The sequence below is a fragment of the Chlamydia buteonis genome, assembly GCF_900634605.1.
Lineage (GTDB): Bacteria > Chlamydiota > Chlamydiia > Chlamydiales > Chlamydiaceae > Chlamydia > Chlamydia buteonis.
In genome coordinates this window covers 285,560-302,884 of record NZ_CAAAFM010000002.1, presented here as the reverse complement: position 1 = coordinate 302,884, position 17,325 = coordinate 285,560, and the positions used below count along the sequence as shown (strand labels likewise).

The following is a 17,325-nucleotide window of genomic DNA, read 5'->3' as shown; positions in this document are numbered from 1 at the left end:
GGATAAAATATTAGTATATTATTTACTGTAAATAAACGATTTATAGGTCCAGATGAGTATAAATTTCCTTACTTCAATTCGGTTTTCTCAAAGCTGTTTAAATGAAATGGCTCGGGACCAAAAATTTACTGCTTTGGAGAAATTATCCGGACATTTGGATAGTATATTTTTTCAGAGCTCTAAGGGTGTAGAAATAAAATCTGTAGATGCAAACGGAGTCTTGTTTTATGAAAGGATCAAAACAGTTGACTCGTTGGCTTCTCTATGTCTCAAAGCACTTTTGGTCATTCTAGTTGTTCCAGTGGTTATTGCCTTGGTGTTGAAGATTATTGTCAGGCTTTATCTCTACTTAAAATATTCAGGAAAGATGCAAGAACTAGAGGAGCCCGTTGTTCTTCCGATAGAAGTTCCATCTCCCTCTATCTTAACTCGTAAAGAGATTATAGAGGAATTTCTTACACAGCCAGAATTATCTCAGGAACAGCGTGCCCTTTTAATTAAATCCACTGAATTGCTATGCTCTCGAGGCTGCACTAGTAAAGAGGAGTATGAGGAGAGGGGAATCCTGGTTGGTAGTATACCCAGACGCCATACACCTATTGAATTTAGATTAACTGAGATTCCCGGATTCAGTTTTATCCATTACCCCGGTTGCTTACACACATGGGATAACGGTAGTCAAGATATTATTACATCATCGAGTAAAACTTGTGATGTATTACGGCAGAGATTAGATGCCACGGTCAATTTCTTATTAGGTGTACCTGTTAGAAATGATATGACCCAAGAAGAGGTGGAAAATCTTATTAAACAAGGGAGACAAACAAACGCGCTCTTGGGAATAGTTGGTATAGAGACTTTTTCTATACATCAAACTCTGTTTTCTTTAGGGGAACATGTTGGAGTCTTAATAATAAAGGACTTGGTTTAGATAGTCCTATTTTTGTAGTGTGTTATGGTAAAGTTATATTTTTGTACTTCAATATCATTTTCTCCTAAATATAAAGAGAAAAAAATATCTTCGGGGCAGTCGGTGCTCTTAGAAAAAATCATAGAGCGTGTCGATGCTTTTCTTTGTATTTCTGGTTCTGGAATTCAAGTAATAGATCGGGAAAGGAGTGATTTACTCTTTAGGGTGGTTAAGCCTGAGTTTTCTTGCGTGCAAAGTTGTATGAAGATGCTAGGATATCTTTTAGTTGTACCGGTAATTATAGCTCTTGTTGTTAAACTTATTGCACGTATTTTATTATTTAATAAGTATCAGTTCAAACAAGTAGACGATCGTTCTATTGAGATGAGTGATGAACTTTCACAATTATCAGGGACTTCACAACTACAAGAAGTAGTTGCTCCGACAACATTAGTTAATAGACTGGAGGAAGAGATACAGGAAGCTGAGACGGGCGAAAGACGAACAACTATTTCTCAAGAGCTACTAGCAGTTTTTCAAGATAATTTTCCAAAAGTTATAGGGGATTTACTAATAGAGCAACGTCTGAGCTTTGAAGAATTCCAAGTGTTTATAAATAATCTTGTTGATATCAAACGTTCTGATTCATTAAGTATACTACCTCATTCTCTAAATGAAAAACTGGAAAAGTTTGGTGTAGGTAGAATTTTCGAATTTCTTAATATTCGAGATGAGGAATCTCTGGCTCTATGCCAAAATAAGTTCGAGAACGTTCTGCTATCTTATTGCCCCTTTATATGGTTGTCAAGATTCTGTGATGAGTGTGCTCTAGAAAGACATCTTTTTTTCATATCACCTGTTTCTCGATCGGCCTGGGCATCCTGGGCGTCTCTCTCCGCATACTGGGTTTCTCGATTAGGTTTTTCGGATGAGGATACGTCTATTTTTTCTCCTGTTTTCTGGATACTTGCCGAAATGATGTCAGATGCTGAGTACAAGTATCTTGCTTATCATGCAAGCTCAGACAAGTGGGACCAATGTCAAGAAATTGTAGACTCTCTGGTAGTTCGTTATCGTCAATATGTCTGTAATAGCCGAGAACCCGGTATTAGAAATCTTAATCTTGACAAAGAACTTTTTGCAAAACATTTGCTTTTGTTGGCAAAACACGGGTTTTCGTTATCTGGGCTACGTCTTTTGAGATGTCTTACTTTGGAGCAGGTTCTAACTTTACAAGGTTTGACAACGGGATTGTATGGAAATCAGTTATCAAAATGGATGAAGTCCTTTGGAAATGCCATTTATGATCCAAAGTGCCTCCACGCAGTATATTTACCTTGTGATTTCGGTGACAATCCGTCTTTTTCTCAGGAGATACTGTTGCTTACCTGGTCAGAATTAAGAGCACACGGGGTTGGCAAGAGTAATGCAGAGTTTGCTGAATATCTTAGCAGGATCAGTGGCCGTCCGATTGTTATTTCAGATTCTACTTTTGATGAAGCTGAGGAGCGGCAGGTAAGGAAATTTGATTTAGCTACCGGAGAGTGCTTGCTTACTCTGGAACCAAGAGGTGGGTTAGCTTCACGACCTCTAGGATGGACAAACTGGGCCCGGTCTGTTAATTCATCAAAATAACTCAGGCTGCTCGCACCGTTTGCGACTAACGTCTGATAATATTAATTATGTTGAATTAATTAAGGCTAACAGAATCTTAACTCCATAATATAAAGATATTATTGTTAGATGCTTATAGGTTAGATCTTGATTGATAAGGAGATGTTCAGTTACCAGATACAAGTTGGTCCACACACTGTAGTTGCAGTTTTAATAGACCAAGAAGTCTCAGACAATAAAATTATTTTTAAAGCCTTAGTAGGATTTTCTATAACCCCTGCATCTAAAAATACAACCTTCAATTTCTAACTTAATAAAATCTCGATGGTTACAAATTCTTTATTATGGCTTCGGTAACTTCCTTTTGTGTAGGTAGTGTAAGGTATTCTTTACAAGAAAATAATCTAAAACTGTTTCAAGACAGTTATCTCTAATTTCTTCTAGACAAGAAAGTTTGGTTATTAAAATTATTTTAAGTCTTTCCGAAGATTTATGTTATAATAGAAGAGACTTATTATTTGGAAGGAAAGATGCCTTGTCTCATTTTTTCTAACTACTCCAAACCTTCGTTTCTAGAAAAAACTGTTTCTTTTCTAGATTCTTGCTTTTACTTAGGGGGTGAGCAATCCTACATAGTTGCTAGAGATCCTGAGGATAGAGCGTGGTCTATAACCCTTCCTGGCCGTGCTTTGGCAACCTATGAAAAGGTCTTGAAAATTATCGCTGTACTCCTCCTCCCGATTACTCTTATTGCCTTGGCTATAAGATTTCTTTTGTATAGCTATCTCGCTTATAAGCATCGTATTGTCTCCTTGGATTCTTTGGTGCCTAACGATAAAAAGCAACTACTCGTTGTCTATCCTGAACTTTTACAAAATATACGCCACCTTCCCCTTGTTTATGCTTCTTTGCTTATAGAAGACTGTTTCATAACTTTTGATTCTAAAACATCCTCAAAAATAGATAGTATGAGCTTCTGGGTAAATTATCCCAGCTTATCTAGTAAATTAGATCTTTCTGGTATTAAGGTTCCTATATATAAACTCAAGAAAGTTCAAAAAAGCCCATTTGTTAAAGAACAGGCGACAGACTTTTCTATTAACTTTCCCCTGCTTTGCCGAGAAATTTTAAAGACAGAATCCGGAAATATAGTCAGTCAAAAAGGGTTAGAAAAGCTCTCTAGATTATTTTTAGCCTTTATAATTTATATAGCTGAAAAAAAAGAGAACGGTCAAATACAGAGTGTGATTCCCTTAGGGACCCCAGATATGCTATGGGCAAAACTTTTGTTCTTTGATTATTCCGATGAGAATCCTGAAACAAGAGGTTTACTTGGGTCGAGGATATTAAAAGAATTAGAAAGATTAGGCATTCTTTCTAGCTCAGAAGTCCACTTATATACTTTTAGTAAAGTTGTTGTTCACTGGCGCCTCCTTAACTTTTAAGACGAAGTTCTAGTTCATTGTGTGATTAGGTTGATAGGTTTTTTTGCTTGCAGTAAGCAGACAAAATCATGGTTGTATGAAAAATTGTAAGTAACAAAAGACTTTGCCTGACAGCACCCGTTTAAAGCATTATTTAGTAACTTTGGGACGTCACTTTCAATAATTTTAGTTATTCTAAGTGCTTGAAGATTTACTAGCGGTGCTTGTTTTGGATTTTTAATTTTCAGAATAAAATAAATCTATCATGCTAAATTGTATTTTAATCCTTTAGCAACCTTAGACTTTCATATTTTAAGCTGTAAGAACGATAAATTAACTACCCTATTGAGATTGAACTTTCTAAGAAATCATTTTGAAGATAGAAGACCTGAGTCCTTCCCCTAGAGGAACTGTATAAACCTATGAAAAAGAAACCCAACTCAAAGATTCTGAAGACGTTAGTAAAAAATTAGGCAAAGAAACCTATTTTCAACTTGCGTTTAAACCAGCTGACGTGTAAAATATTGCGCTCGTTCCTTTTTTCATCCAAATGGGTAAAGTATGATCAATTTAAGCAGACTATGCAGCTGCCTAAGCCTAACAAAAAATAGTGAAACAAGTCAAGGGGTTTGTCAATCCAAGTCATTGAAAATAAGCCTTGCTGTTCTAGCAGTCGCTATTCCTATAATTCTTATGGTAGTCGGTGGCTTAGGACTGGCTGGAAGTACTAGTTTAGGCTTATTAATTTTCGGTGGTATTTCTCTTGCAGTAGCGTGTTTAGTTTCTGCTACTTCTTTTATCAGATCAAGACAATCTATTCGTATATCAGAAGAATCTGGAAGAACTCTACAACCATGTCCCGAATTAACTGCTGAAGGAAGAGCTGCTTTAGAGAGTGCAATGCGGAAACTTAATGAAGCACGAGATACGTTGCAACAACCCGTCAATTGGGGATATCTTCATGCGCCGACTAATCCCGATATTTCTCCTTTACTTTCTTTAAGATGCAGGAAAAATAATGAGGTTTTACAACTATTACATGTAGATGAAAACGGTCTAGTGGCTTTTCCTGATAATGAAGCGGCTAGCAATCCAGCTCTCACAAATGCAATTACAGAGTTAATGGAACTATCTTTTGCTGTTAGTATTTTATCCCTAAGAGATTTAGAAATATACAGGAGAAGGTTTCCAGAAGTCACTTCAAATTTAGAAGCTTTAGCTAGTCAAAGTTCTTATCATTATCAAACATTTTATCATATGTCACGTTCCTACTCTTTATTAAGACATTTACACATGTATAGCCAAAACGACGTTCCAAATGCAGAAATTAGGAGTAGACAAGCTAGATTCTATCAAGAAGGAACTTCTGAGTCTTACTGGAGGTCTCTATACAATTGCTTCTGCGAGCAGGCTCGTTGGTATATTGGTGATGAACAACAAGCTATTGAAAGAGAAATTCGTTTAATTAAGCATTCAACAGCTGATACTAGTTGTTACAGCTTCCAATACCCTGGAACTACTCCAACTTAAAATTATATCTATTTGATGCTTCTATATAGCGAAGGGCGGGTATTCTGTTAACCAGGATACCTATTTTTTTTAGAATAATTTAATTACTCAAGTATTTGAGAATAGATAGATTCAGGGGTGTCTTTGTCTAAAGTCTACCTACCCGTACAAATACTCCCCGATATACTTCTGTAAATCTTTCAATAATATGGATTTCTGCTAATTGCATAAGTATAGAGCTTATCAAGCTGTTGTTTGTTGTATTAGCAAGACATTCCCAGATTTTCATACTAGATCGAGAGTTAGGAGAATACTCTTCTCTATAAGAAATGAATATTTCTTCGTGACTTGGATGTGCAGGAAATAAAATTTTTTTAATGAATTCAATAGCTAATTTCTAGTTTGATTTCTTTATCAGAGAGACCTCGTAATAGAGGCTTATATCTGTTTTTTGGAATTGTAACTGGATCCAGATCTAGAGATCGGGCAATTTTCTTAATATCTAAATATTGTAACTTATTGTGCGGTTGCTTCTTATAATACATCCTTAAGGAAAGCACTGGGAACTTGTCTTAAAAAGGCAAGACATTACATGTTTTTTACTTTTATCTGCATCTGTAACAGGTAGACTGCTTCCAGCTTCATTCATAATCAGTTGGTATCTATTTTGATAATGCTTAAATACCTAAGGAACTAGGTTTCTTTTTTTCATATCTGCCCGACTGGGTGAATAGATTCGAGAAAATGTTACGGAGTTTAACATGATGTTTTTATATTTTTGGAGGTTCTTATACTTTACGCTCAGGTGTGTCTGTAAGTATTTTTAAAGGTAAAGTGTTAGTTCTTTTAGTTACCGTATCTGCTTGTTTTGCCTTTGTGAATCGATAGATCTAATCAAAGTAAGCCAAACCATGGCCTCGGTATTTTCGTAACTAGACAAGATACAAGATACCTGTAGCAATAAGCTGATCCATAACGCTCTCCCCTAGATATTTTTCTTGAGTCTCTTCAGGTTTATAGAACGTGGATCCGTAGTTTGTTATATTGATTAATTAGGATAACCCCCCCCCCCCCCAGGATAGCTTTGACCGTGCTTATAGAAGACTATCATCTTGCGACCTGCATCGTTTTGAACGACGACTCTTTGGGATATGAAATTTAGGAAGTTCTTCACTAATTGTTTCTTTTCTTGATTAGAATGGAGTTTGTGTGTGATCGGATGTAAATAGAGAGGGGATTGGATATTTAACGTCTTGTCAAGAAATTCTTGGGATAATAGAGAATGTAGATTTTATAGACTTTGGAATTTGGTTGAGCATTCATTCCTTTGAGATATTCTGGAGGCGTGTGTTTAAGTATCGGTGTTAGGACTGTAACGCGTTGTTCTCTTTCCTCAGGCGTAGCTGTTGTGATAGGAATTGCTATAGACCAATGAGTCTAGAGAAGGAATCTCTAGACACAAGAATTATAAAGAATTCCTTAAAATAAGGAGTTGCCTAGGGAAAGAAGATGATCAACATAGTTGATATCATAGTCTGAGTTAATGAATTTAGGATTGTCCAGCATAAATTGATGGAAAGGAATTGTGGAGTGGACGCCTCCAATATGAAATTCTTTCAGAGCACGTTTCATAATAGCTATAGCTTCTTCTCGATTCTTTCCCTTAGAAATCACTTTAGCAATCATAGAATCGTAATAAGGAGGAATAGCATAGCCGCTGTAGCAAGCTCCATCTAGACGTATAGAAGGGCCTGCTGGTGGAAGATAGTAGTCTAAACGCCCTGGAGAAGGTGCGAAATTGTTGCTTGGATCCTCAGCATTAATACGGCATTGTATGACGTGCCCTTTGAAAACAATATTTTTTTGTTTCCAAGTAAGTTTATTCCCCATAGCTACATAAATTTGCTCTTTCAGAAGATCTATGCCTGTAACTTCTTCAGTGATAGTATGCTCTACTTGAATACGCGTATTCATTTCCATGAAATAGAATTTCTTATTTTTATCTAATAAAAATTCTACTGTACCTACAGAGTGGTAGTTTGCACTTCTTGCTAAATCAACCGCGACTTTCCCTACTTTTGCACGGAGTTCTGGGGTAAGTACGGGACTTGGAGTCTCTTCAATGAGTTTTTGCCTACGCCTTTGTACTGTGCAATCTCTTTCTCCTAGATGCACGTAGTTCCCATGTTTATCTCCAAGGATTTGGACTTCTAGATGTCTGGGGTTTTCAATAAACTTCTCAATATAGACATCGGGGTTATTAAATCCTGCCTCTGCTTCTGCTCTTGCTGCTGAAAAAGCTCTGAAAAACTCATCTTTTTCTTTAACAATACGGATACCGCGACCGCCTCCACCAGCAACAGCTTTGATGACTATTGGGAAACCTATCTTCTCTGCAACTTTTAATCCTTCAGCTTCATCCTTAATAATGCCTTCAGAGCCAGGAATTACAGGACATTTCACTTTCTTAGCGAGTTGTTTTGCTGCTATTTTGTCTCCCATTGTCGCTATAGATTCTGAGCTAGGACCAATAAAAGTCAGACCACAGCTTTCGCATATGGAAGCGAAATTAGCATTTTCACTTAAAAAACCATAGCCAGGATGGACAGCATCTGCTCCTGTAATTTCACAAGCAGCGAGAATATTCGATATTTTTAAGTAGGATTTAGCAGCTTGAGGCTCTCCTATACACACAGCTTCGTCTGCTAGTAGCACGTGTAAAGCTTCTTGATCTGCCAGGGAATATACTGCAACTGTGGCCAACCCTAGATCATGACAAGCACGTATAATACGCACCGCAATTTCTCCGCGATTAGCTATTAAGACTTTTTTCATTACTCAGCTTTAACTATACGAAATAACTTAGATCCAAATTGTACTGCGTCACCGTTGGCGATTAGAACTTCAACAACGCGACCGGACATACCAGCTTTAACTTCATTCATAACTTTCATAGCTTCTACGATACAAACAATAGTATCTTCAGAAACGACGTCACCAGGCTTAACAAAAGATGGGGAGTCTGGAGAAGGAGAACTATAAAATGTTCCTACTAATGGAGAGCTAATAAAATCTCCGAGAGCTTGTTGGGATTCAGTTTCTGTTTTTTCAGGAGCAACATCTTTAGCGATTGTTTTATTAGGATCGGTAGGAATAGGACGATCCTGAGAAAAACCTGCAAATAACCTACTATCGTAAAATACGGGTTCTTGATTAGGTTTATCTCCTGTGTCTCTTTCCAATTCAAGCTCTAGCCCTTCACGTTTTATCACAAAACGCTTCATGCTATTACGCCCCATAGCAATCATGAGCTTTTCTATTTGCTTTAAATCCATATTTATTTTCTCTTACCTTCTCAGCCTGAAGTTAGACGCGTTGAATATATTCACACGTACGCGTATCAATTTTTATAATATCCCCAATTTCTATGAAAGGAGGTACTGTAATTTCGATGCCTGTTTCTAATAAAGCTTTTTTTGTGCCACCGGCAATTAAAAGCGAATCCCCGGGGAAATCTGTTTTAGACACCATCAACTCTAAGAAGTGAGGCAACTCTATAGAAAAAACAACATTATCATAAACCAAGGCAGAAACGGTGACCCCTGCTTTTAAGAATAAAAAATTATCCTTCATGATTTCTTTAGTGATATGGATTTTTTCGTAATTTCCCAAATCAAGGAAAAGAAAGTAGTCATCCTCAATATATAGATATTCAAGATTTCTGGATTCAAACTGGGCTTCTTTTATTTCTTGGCCAATTTTAAAATTTCTTTCAACAATGACTTCGGAATCAGCAGCTTTTAACGAAGCTTTGATAAAAGATTCACCTTTATTGCCTGTTACTTTAGAAACCGCCACGACTTTATAAAGACCGTCTTTTGTGGAAATAAACATTCCCACAGAGAGCTGGCTACTTAATACCATGATTTTCTCCTCGAAGTAGCAAAACTTTTTCTTCCATAGTCTGTTCGTTCTTTTCGAATATGTAAGATGCAGCCACTAAAATATCTGCACCCGCTTCACGACATATTTTTGCGGAAGTCTCGTTAATTCCCCCATCAACCTCAATTAAGCAGGAATCTTCTAATCCCATTGTTTTTATTGCCTGTTTTGTAAAGCGAATTTTGTCTGGAATATCCGGAATAAAACCCTGACCACAAAATCCTGGGCGCACGGACATTAATAGTATTACATCACAAAAAGGTAGGAAAGGAGGTATAAATTCTATAGAGGTTTCTGGAGAAAAAGCTAACCCCGCTTGTATTCCACATTTTTTAATATAAGATAACAACTCTTTAAGATCTTCAGAGGCTTCGAAATGTACAATGATACGATCCGCACCTGATTTTACAAACTCCTCTACAAAATCAAACGGCGTGTAGATCATAGCATGCACTTCTAAAAAGATGTCTGTAGATCTATTAATTGCTGCGATGACTCCTGGACCAAAAGTCAGATTGGGTACGAAATGACCATCCATAACATCAATATGAATAAGGTCTGCACCCGATTCTTCTATTCTTTTTGCCTCTGCACCTATGCAAGCAAGGTCTCCTCCCATAATTGAGGGGGCGATTAATGTCTTCTGACGTTGTTGTTTATTCACCTATAGCCTATTGCGAACAGATCAAAATTAAAAGAAGCTTCTTAAGGTGTAACTAGCAAATTATTTATCACACCATATCCTTTAGGATAGGATAACCACAAGAAAAACTTCGGAGAGCATAGATTCTTACATCTTTTGATTAAAATTCCTAGATGTCTTGTTCGATTTAGATGAAAAATAGAGAGTTATTTCTTTTTATCTAGATCATCTAGAAATAATCTTAGGAACCTTTGAAAGGAACAAGGCTAATGCTTGTCTGAAATTATTCAATATTTCCTGTTCGAAAGCGTCTGTTTTTATCTATAAATATCAATTGCTTAACCTTTTGTAAAGAACTTGATTTTATAAACAAGTATAATTAACCTCTGAGAAATTAAATTGTTAACACGGAAATTAAGTTATGACATCAACAGTAGAATCTGCTACAGGCCCTATGCTATTAAGTAACTCCCTGTCTAATCCTGAAGGTCATGTAGAAGATGAACGTACGGTCATACCTATTGCAACTCAATCACCTAGTCCTTCATCACCAGCAGATGCAACTGCTAAAAAGCTAGTAATTCCCGAGGTTAGGGTTTCGATCCTTCAGCGCATCTTCCATCTCATTAAAATTATTGCTGCTGTTTCTTTGTTTGCGGTGGGTATAGCTGCTTTAATTTGCTTGCAATTCGGGGTTGCTGTTTCAACTCTTTCTCTTGTTCTAATGATTGCCATCATGCTCGTTTCGTTTGTCATTGTCATTATGGTAATTCAGGATAGCACACCCTCTCAAGTGACGCGCCGCATGAAACAACAACTTCATCAATTTAGCCAAGAAAACACACGCTTACATCAAGAAGTAGATATTTTAGTATCTGCAAATATTGAGCTTACTAACCAAATTTCAGAACTTAAACAGTTGCATGAGAAGTTGTCTGATTTCGGCAATAAACTTGAAACATGTACTGGAGAATTTGATGAGCTTATCTTAGAGTTTAAGGTTAACTTGGAAACTTTCAAATCTGTAGGTACTCGAGTCGAGACTATGATCTCTCCATTCGAGCGTTTAGCGGTATCGTTAACTGAGATATTCTCTAAAGACGCTGTTAAAAACATAATTGATGCTGTGAGTGCTTTGAGATTGGAAATGGGAATATTAAAAAAACATATAGATGAAAGTCGAGATGTTCTACAACAGCTACAATCTGATGCTCAACTAAGAGAACAGTATTTACTTTACTTAGAACAGCGTAAGCAAGAGTTAGAATCTGTTTGTTTAACTCTATCAGCTTCAATTGAACAATTGCGTAGTTCTACTTCTAACTTACAAGCTGTTGAAAGCCGTATTGTGAGTGCTGTAGGTGAGGATACGAGAGGTGCATCATTGGCCTCGACCGTAGCAAGGGAACATACGGATGTCACGGGAGGGCAAAGTAGTGACCAACATGGTGAATAGGATATACAAAGCTCCCCTAGCATTCCTTTATTAGGAATTATGAGTCGGTTAGAAGGGCGACGCTGCAGAATCGTAAGTTATGATGATCATGGCTTCTCAATATATGAACAGTAATAACAGTCGTTGCATGATTAAAAAAAGCAGATAGCTTCTTCTTGCCTTTTTTTGTGTCTCTGAGTAAGTTCTTTCTCTCATGTCACGATACTTTTCCAATAAAAAGCACCGTTCTTATTCTAAGAAAGAAAATACCAAGTCTACCTCTTGGGAGAGTATAGCTGAAGATTATCATAAGATCGTTCAGAGTGATGGGCATTACTATCATAGGGAAGTTATCCTTCCTAAACTACTTCCTTTACTCGATTTAAAATCAGAAGATGTTTTGGTAGATATCGGTTGTGGTCAGGGGATTTTAGAACGAATGCTCCCTAAGGAATGTGGATATTTAGGTATAGATATCTCCCCTAGTTTGATTTCCATAGCAAGAAAATTGCGAAGATTTCGATCTCATGAATTTATTGTCTCTGATCTTACAAAAAAACTGAGGATAGAGGGTTCCCAATCTTTTTCCATAGCTGTGGCGATTTTATCCCTGCAAAATATGGATGCTCCAGATCGGGCAATTGATAATGTTGCCAGGCTTCTTTGTGGTCGGGGAAGATTCTTTATTGTGTTAAATCATCCTTGTTTTCGTATTCCTAGAGTCTCTTCATGGCATTATGATGAAGATAAAAAGCTATTTTCAAGAAAGATCGACCGCTATCTTTCTAAAATGACTATTCCCATTGTTGCTCATCCGGGGAAAAAGCAGTCAGAATCTTCGATTTCTTTTCACTTTCCCCTAAGTTATTGGACCCAAGCATTATCAAAACATGGGTTCTTTATTAAAAGTATGGAAGAATGGGTATCCCCCAAAAAATCTATAGGAACACGGGCGAAGGCGGAAAACGCTAGTCGCGAAGAGTTTCCACTATTTTTATTGATCTCATGTATTAAAACATATAAGGATTAATAAAATAAAATTTTATTAACTTAGTATTAAATAATCGCTTTTTATTAAAATAAGTAAAAAATGATTATTTGATTTAACTATGTTTCGAAAACTCTCGCTATTTTCAAAAAAAAAAAAGAATCCAAAGTCGGGATTTCGAAATAATCGTATCATCAGGTCTTTCCTATTTGCTCCTAGAGTTTTATTAAGAAATGAGGTTGCTAAGGAAGCTTGTGTTTTGAGTTATTACGGTTTGTTTAGTTGCATACCTATACTTGTCTTTTTCTTAAGGCTATCCCAACATCTTTTTGCAAATCTGGACTGGAAGGAGTGGCTTCTTGTTAGGTTCCCTGATTATAAAGGACCTATCCTGGCGATTATTGAAGCTGCTTATCATTCTACAACGAGTAATATAGGTTTAGTATTGGTAGGAAGCTTCTTTGTCTTTTGTTGGGCAGGGATTCTTATGCTCTTATCTTTAGAAGATGGGTTGAATAAGATTTTTAGAACTGGGTGGACACCTATATCTATTCAGAGATTGATTTCTTATTTAATCATCACCCTAGTTAGCCCAATGATTTTCATTATTGTTTGTGGTTCGTGGATTTACATTACACAAATCATGCCTGTAGATTACGCTAAACTATTTTCTTTAAGCCATTTGATTACTGCGTTATATGTATTTTCACGTCTTACCCCCTATTTTTTTATCTATTTGGCTTTGTTTTGTTGTTATGCGTTCTTGCCGAGAGTTTCTGTACAAAAGACAGCAGCGCTAATTGCTTCCTTAACAGCAGGGACTATCTGGATAATGTTTCAAAAGGTTTTCTTTTGTCTGCAGGTTTACTTATTTAACTACAGCTTTACTTATGGAGCTTTGGTCGCATTACCCTCATTTTTACTTCTTCTTTATCTTTATGCGATGATTTATCTTTTTGGAGGGGCGTTTACTTTTCTCATTCAAAATCAGGGATGCAATTTTATTCTCCCTTCAGAGGAATACCTCCCCAATTGCTATATCAAACTTGTAGTATGTACTTATATTCTTTCCGTGATATCGAAAGATTTTGATCATGCCTCTACACCTCCTACGGCAAAGATTATAGCGAAAAACTCTAAGATTCCCATTGGGGAGATATCCCAATGTTTAGATATTTTAGAAAATGAAGGTTTAATTCTCTCTTATAAGAGAGCATATAAGCCTAATCATAAAATTTCAGGGCTCACTATTAAAGACATAGTTGAGAAACTTCTCCACTTAAAAACATTTAATCAAATCGATCCAGATGCGGCGCTAAGTTTAATACAAAATAGTCTGAGAAATATGTTTGATCAAGTAACGAACAGTCCTTACAACCTAACCCTTACAGATATTGCCGGAAAGATAAAATGAAACTAAGATCCTGGTATAAGACTCTAGGGATAAGCATAAGTCTGGGAATTTTCCTAACTTTTTTCTATTTCCTGCCTTCATTACTTTCTGAAGGATCTGGGAAATACCTTTTTCTATCATTGATTCAGAAAGAAACAGGGCTTTCTTGTGATATTGAAGACTTGAAATTATCTTGGTTAGGGCCTCAGTCTGTTAAGAAGGTTAAAGTTATTGGGAAAAATAAAACAGGAGAATTCTTCTCAGCAGAAAAGATAGAAATTGATGGGTCTTTACTTAGGCTACTTCTTTATAAGCGTCCTAAGGCTATAGCCTTGTCGGGCTGGTCATTGCAAGTTGATGAATCCTTGTCTATAGAACAACCTTCTGTAGGGAATTTAGATCCAGGAGTATTTCTTTCTTATTTAGCCCATAGTTCGATACTTTCAGAACATGGGTCCATAACTATGAAGACAGTTAAAGGGCAAACCTTAGTTCTATCGGGATTTTATGTGGAGAAGACACCCGAGAAGTTGTTGGTTAAAGGTGTTGTTACAGAAGACAACGCCACAGGAAGAGTCTTCATAGAGAGCGTATTCTTACCAAAAGTCAATATCACTGCAGAATTACATTCTGTCCCCGCCTCCTTTTTTAAGCTATTCATAGCCTCGCCTATTGTAGATCGTGTTCTTTCTGAAGAAGATATTATCGATTTACACGCTGCTGCTGCACATAATAACGGTAAGATCCTTATGACAGCAACTGCTCAGGGAAGTCAAATCCAAGCTAAGCTTCAAGGGTATATTCATCAGTCGACTTTCTATATTGTAGAAGGTGGCCCTTCATTTATAGAATTACAGCCAAAAATTGCTTCTTTGTTGTGTTCTGAATTACTTTCTTTCCCTACGAAAATTTCTAGTCAGAATATTCGGGCACATATATCTAATGCTAAAATCCCTTTAGACTTGACTCAATGGAAAAATATAGAAGCCACTCTTCAGGCAAATCTTCCTTTAGTTTCCTTATCTCCTAAGGATCCTAACCTTTCTGTCCAGATGAAAAATTTAGAAGTGAGTATTAAAAAGTCTACTTGCTATACCCATATCCGTGGATCTTCTGTAGCTATATTTGGAGGCGCTGCTCAATCTTACGTGCATGGAATAATGACTATAGATAGTAAAAAACAACGCACGGAATTTCTTCTTCAACAGAATATGCTGCCTCATACATATTTACGAGCCTTATTTCCTAAGCCTTTTTTTATTAATATACCTTTAGAAGTTCCTTACTATTCTTTAGAAATTCGCGGTGAATATAAAAATTCACAATTAAAAGCTGAAGCACACTTAGATAATTCCTTATTGAAAATGGACTGCTTATATTCTGGGACTTTACAATCTCTATTATTTCACGGGAGTGCCACTTATCATCTTGAAGAAAACTGGAGAAGGAAGTTTTCTCAACAGTTTTCTTACGCTGAAGCTACCTTTTCAGGAAAAGTTCAGATAGCGCAAAAGCACCTTTATTTTCCTAAGTTTTCAGGAAAAATCACTGCAGGAGAAAACGAAGTTTTCATACATGCGAAATTTGGAAAGCCTAATGAGCCTATACGTCCTGAGACTTCCTCAACTTTAATACATGGGAAGCTGAGTTCGCTACCCTTAAGCTTGTTTTCCTCCAGGTTAGTTCCTTTACAGCTTACCAAAGCGAGTTTCTCTTTACATACTGATGGAGGACGATCTTTAACTAAAGGAAATCTACAACTCATGATAGAAGATCCTGAAGATCCTCTAGTCCCCCCTTCAAGGATTCTTATTACTGATGTTTTAGTTTCTGTTGTAGATCCTGAAAAAGTGATCGATATTAATAATATTAAAATCCAAAGTACTGGCGAGGTTATTGACTTTCCTATCGATAGGATTCTTAGAATTCAGCAAAAAGAAGCGTGTCTATCTACCTATATTGGACCTACTGGAGATATGACATTTTCCCTATTATATAATCCCAAAGAAGAAGATAGGCTTATTCTTCATTCAGTTTTTAAAACAGAAGCTCTTAAAGGTGATGTGAAACTGATTATGGATGGGTCTTTAACTTTGTCTTCAAAAACTCAAGGGACTCTACAATGGGAAATCACTCCAGAACGTTACTTGGGATTTTTTGAAAAGGCCTCATGTTTTCCTTCATGTACACTACACAGAACCACTATTGCTCGATTGGATATTTATAAGCTTTCTTGTGCTCAGCAAAAATCAGGGCTGTCTTGTCTTTCCTTACTCACAGAAGGCGGTTTTGAAGGATCTTTATCAACAAATCCCATGATTTTCTATGATCATGTTTCGAAGGAAACATTTATCATTAATAACCTTTCAGGATCTATATATTCGAGTAATTTAGATACTAAAGTGCAATATGACTTGCAAGGAAGTTGTCTTGTCCCTAGCCAAGAAAGTAAAACAGCTGCAGAGTTTCTCATAAAAGGTTCTGTAGAACACCTGTTAAATCCCTCAGAAAGGGAATTTGAACAAACTGCAGAGTGGAAGCATATTCCTTCGTCGTTCATTACAGGAATCTTTCCTATTTCTCCTAATGTAAAAACTAAAGTATTATCTCTGGCTGGGCCAAGAATTAACGTAGCTATCAGCCATCATTTCCTAAGGGGGGAGGGACCTATAACTGTAAAGGTAGACTCAACGAATCTCCAAGCTTATATCCCCCTCATTTTAAAGGAACAGTCTATTCTTTTAGAAAATGATCTTGTGGCTACCCTACATATTAATGAAGAAATTAATAAAGCGTTTTTCAAAGAGTTCAACCCATTAATTTCAGGAAATGCGTATTCACAGCATCCTGTCTTACTCCAGGTAAGTAAAGAGAACTTCTATCTTCCAATATCCCCTTACTCATTTGAAGAATTTCGGATACAATCAGCAAGTTTAGACTTTGGGAAAATTTCCATAGCTAATACGGGAACTATGTATGATCTTTTTAAGTTCCTGGATATTGAAGAAAGCAAACAATTCGTTGAGTCATGGTTCACTCCTATATTTTTTTCAGTTCAAAAAGGAACGATTATCTGTAAACGTTTTGATGCTTTAATAGATAATAGAATACGCCTTGCCCTATGGGGTAAAACTGATATGATTAAAGATAGGATTTTTATGACGCTGGGGATCGATCCAGAAGTCATTAAGAAATACTTTCATAATACTTCATTAAAAACTAAAAACTTCTTCCTTATAAAAATTCGTGGGTCGATCTCGTCTCCAGAGGTCGACTGGTCTTCTGCATATGCACGTATTGCCCTATTAAAGAGTTATACTCTTGCTAGTCCATTTAGCACGCTAGCTGATAAACTTTTCTCTTCTTTGGGGGACCCCACTCCTCCACAAACGGTATCACCTTTACCTTGGGAAAAAAAACAAGAGCCCTCAGAATAGAGTGTTTATAATAGAATTAATCTTTCTTTT

Annotated in this window: 13 protein-coding genes; 8 read left to right on the top strand and 5 right to left on the bottom strand. The window is 36.6% G+C overall.

The genetic code is table 11. The features are described from left to right. Nucleotides 1–52 precede the first annotated feature (52 nt). The 4 genes from E1N70_RS04815 to E1N70_RS04800 all read left to right on the top strand — a co-directional run bounded on the left by E1N70_RS04815 (nt 53) and on the right by E1N70_RS04800 (nt 5,478). Nucleotides 53–931 carry an adherence factor gene (locus tag E1N70_RS04815; protein WP_131744401.1) on the top strand — a complete coding sequence of 293 codons (879 nt, stop codon included), beginning with the start codon at nt 53–55 and terminating at the stop codon, nt 929–931. A 24-nt stretch (nt 932–955) separates the two neighbouring features. After that, nucleotides 956–2,545 carry a DUF1389 domain-containing protein gene (locus tag E1N70_RS04810; protein WP_131744400.1) on the top strand — a complete coding sequence of 530 codons (1,590 nt, stop codon included), beginning with the start codon at nt 956–958 and terminating at the stop codon, nt 2,543–2,545. A 509-nt stretch (nt 2,546–3,054) separates the two neighbouring features. Then, nucleotides 3,055–3,969, top strand: a complete 915-nt coding sequence (locus E1N70_RS04805; protein WP_131744399.1) for a DUF648 domain-containing protein — start codon at nt 3,055–3,057, stop codon at nt 3,967–3,969. Nucleotides 3,970–4,509: 540 nt separating this feature from the next. Continuing rightward, nucleotides 4,510–5,478: a hypothetical protein gene (locus E1N70_RS04800; RefSeq protein ID WP_131744398.1), complete on the top strand. Its 969-nt coding sequence runs from the start codon at nt 4,510–4,512 to the stop codon at nt 5,476–5,478. Nucleotides 5,479–5,605: 127 nt separating this feature from the next. Here the strand turns inward: E1N70_RS04800 and E1N70_RS05205 are convergent, their stop codons facing one another. The 5 genes from E1N70_RS05205 to rpe form a co-directional block, all read right to left on the bottom strand. Continuing rightward, on the bottom strand, nt 5,606–5,746 hold the full coding sequence (locus E1N70_RS05205; RefSeq protein WP_244201111.1) for a hypothetical protein: 141 nt from the start codon (nt 5,744–5,746) through the stop codon (nt 5,606–5,608). Nucleotides 5,747–6,936: 1,190 nt separating this feature from the next. Next, nucleotides 6,937–8,292 carry an acetyl-CoA carboxylase biotin carboxylase subunit gene (gene accC, locus E1N70_RS04785; protein ID WP_131744397.1) on the bottom strand — a complete coding sequence of 452 codons (1,356 nt, stop codon included), beginning with the start codon at nt 8,290–8,292 and terminating at the stop codon, nt 6,937–6,939. Further along, nucleotides 8,292–8,792: an acetyl-CoA carboxylase biotin carboxyl carrier protein gene (accB, locus tag E1N70_RS04780; protein WP_131744396.1), complete on the bottom strand. Its 501-nt coding sequence runs from the start codon at nt 8,790–8,792 to the stop codon at nt 8,292–8,294. Before accB ends, accC begins: the two co-directional genes overlap by 1 nt. A 31-nt stretch (nt 8,793–8,823) precedes the next feature. After that, entirely contained in the window at nt 8,824–9,381 is a 558-nt protein-coding gene (locus E1N70_RS04775) for an elongation factor P (protein WP_131744395.1), read from the bottom strand. Then, nucleotides 9,368–10,063, bottom strand: coding sequence for a ribulose-phosphate 3-epimerase (gene rpe, locus E1N70_RS04770; RefSeq protein ID WP_131744394.1), 696 nt, complete (start codon nt 10,061–10,063; stop codon nt 9,368–9,370). Before rpe ends, E1N70_RS04775 begins: the two co-directional genes overlap by 14 nt. 400 nt (nt 10,064–10,463) lie before the next feature. Between rpe and E1N70_RS04765 the strand changes: the two genes are divergently transcribed. From E1N70_RS04765 to E1N70_RS04750, 4 genes are all read left to right on the top strand, one after another. Next, entirely contained in the window at nt 10,464–11,498 is a 1,035-nt protein-coding gene (locus E1N70_RS04765) for a hypothetical protein (protein ID WP_244201110.1), read from the top strand. Between the two features lie 193 nt (nt 11,499–11,691). Then, nucleotides 11,692–12,507, top strand: a complete 816-nt coding sequence (locus tag E1N70_RS04760) for a class I SAM-dependent methyltransferase (protein ID WP_131744393.1) — start codon at nt 11,692–11,694, stop codon at nt 12,505–12,507. 79 nt (nt 12,508–12,586) lie between these two features. Continuing rightward, on the top strand, nt 12,587–13,879 hold the full coding sequence (locus tag E1N70_RS04755; RefSeq protein WP_131744392.1) for a YihY/virulence factor BrkB family protein: 1,293 nt from the start codon (nt 12,587–12,589) through the stop codon (nt 13,877–13,879). Next, entirely contained in the window at nt 13,876–17,295 is a 3,420-nt protein-coding gene (locus E1N70_RS04750; RefSeq protein ID WP_131744391.1) for a hypothetical protein, read from the top strand. The genes E1N70_RS04755 and E1N70_RS04750 overlap by 4 nt, the downstream gene beginning before the upstream one ends. The last annotated feature ends 30 nt before the right edge of the window (nt 17,296–17,325 follow it).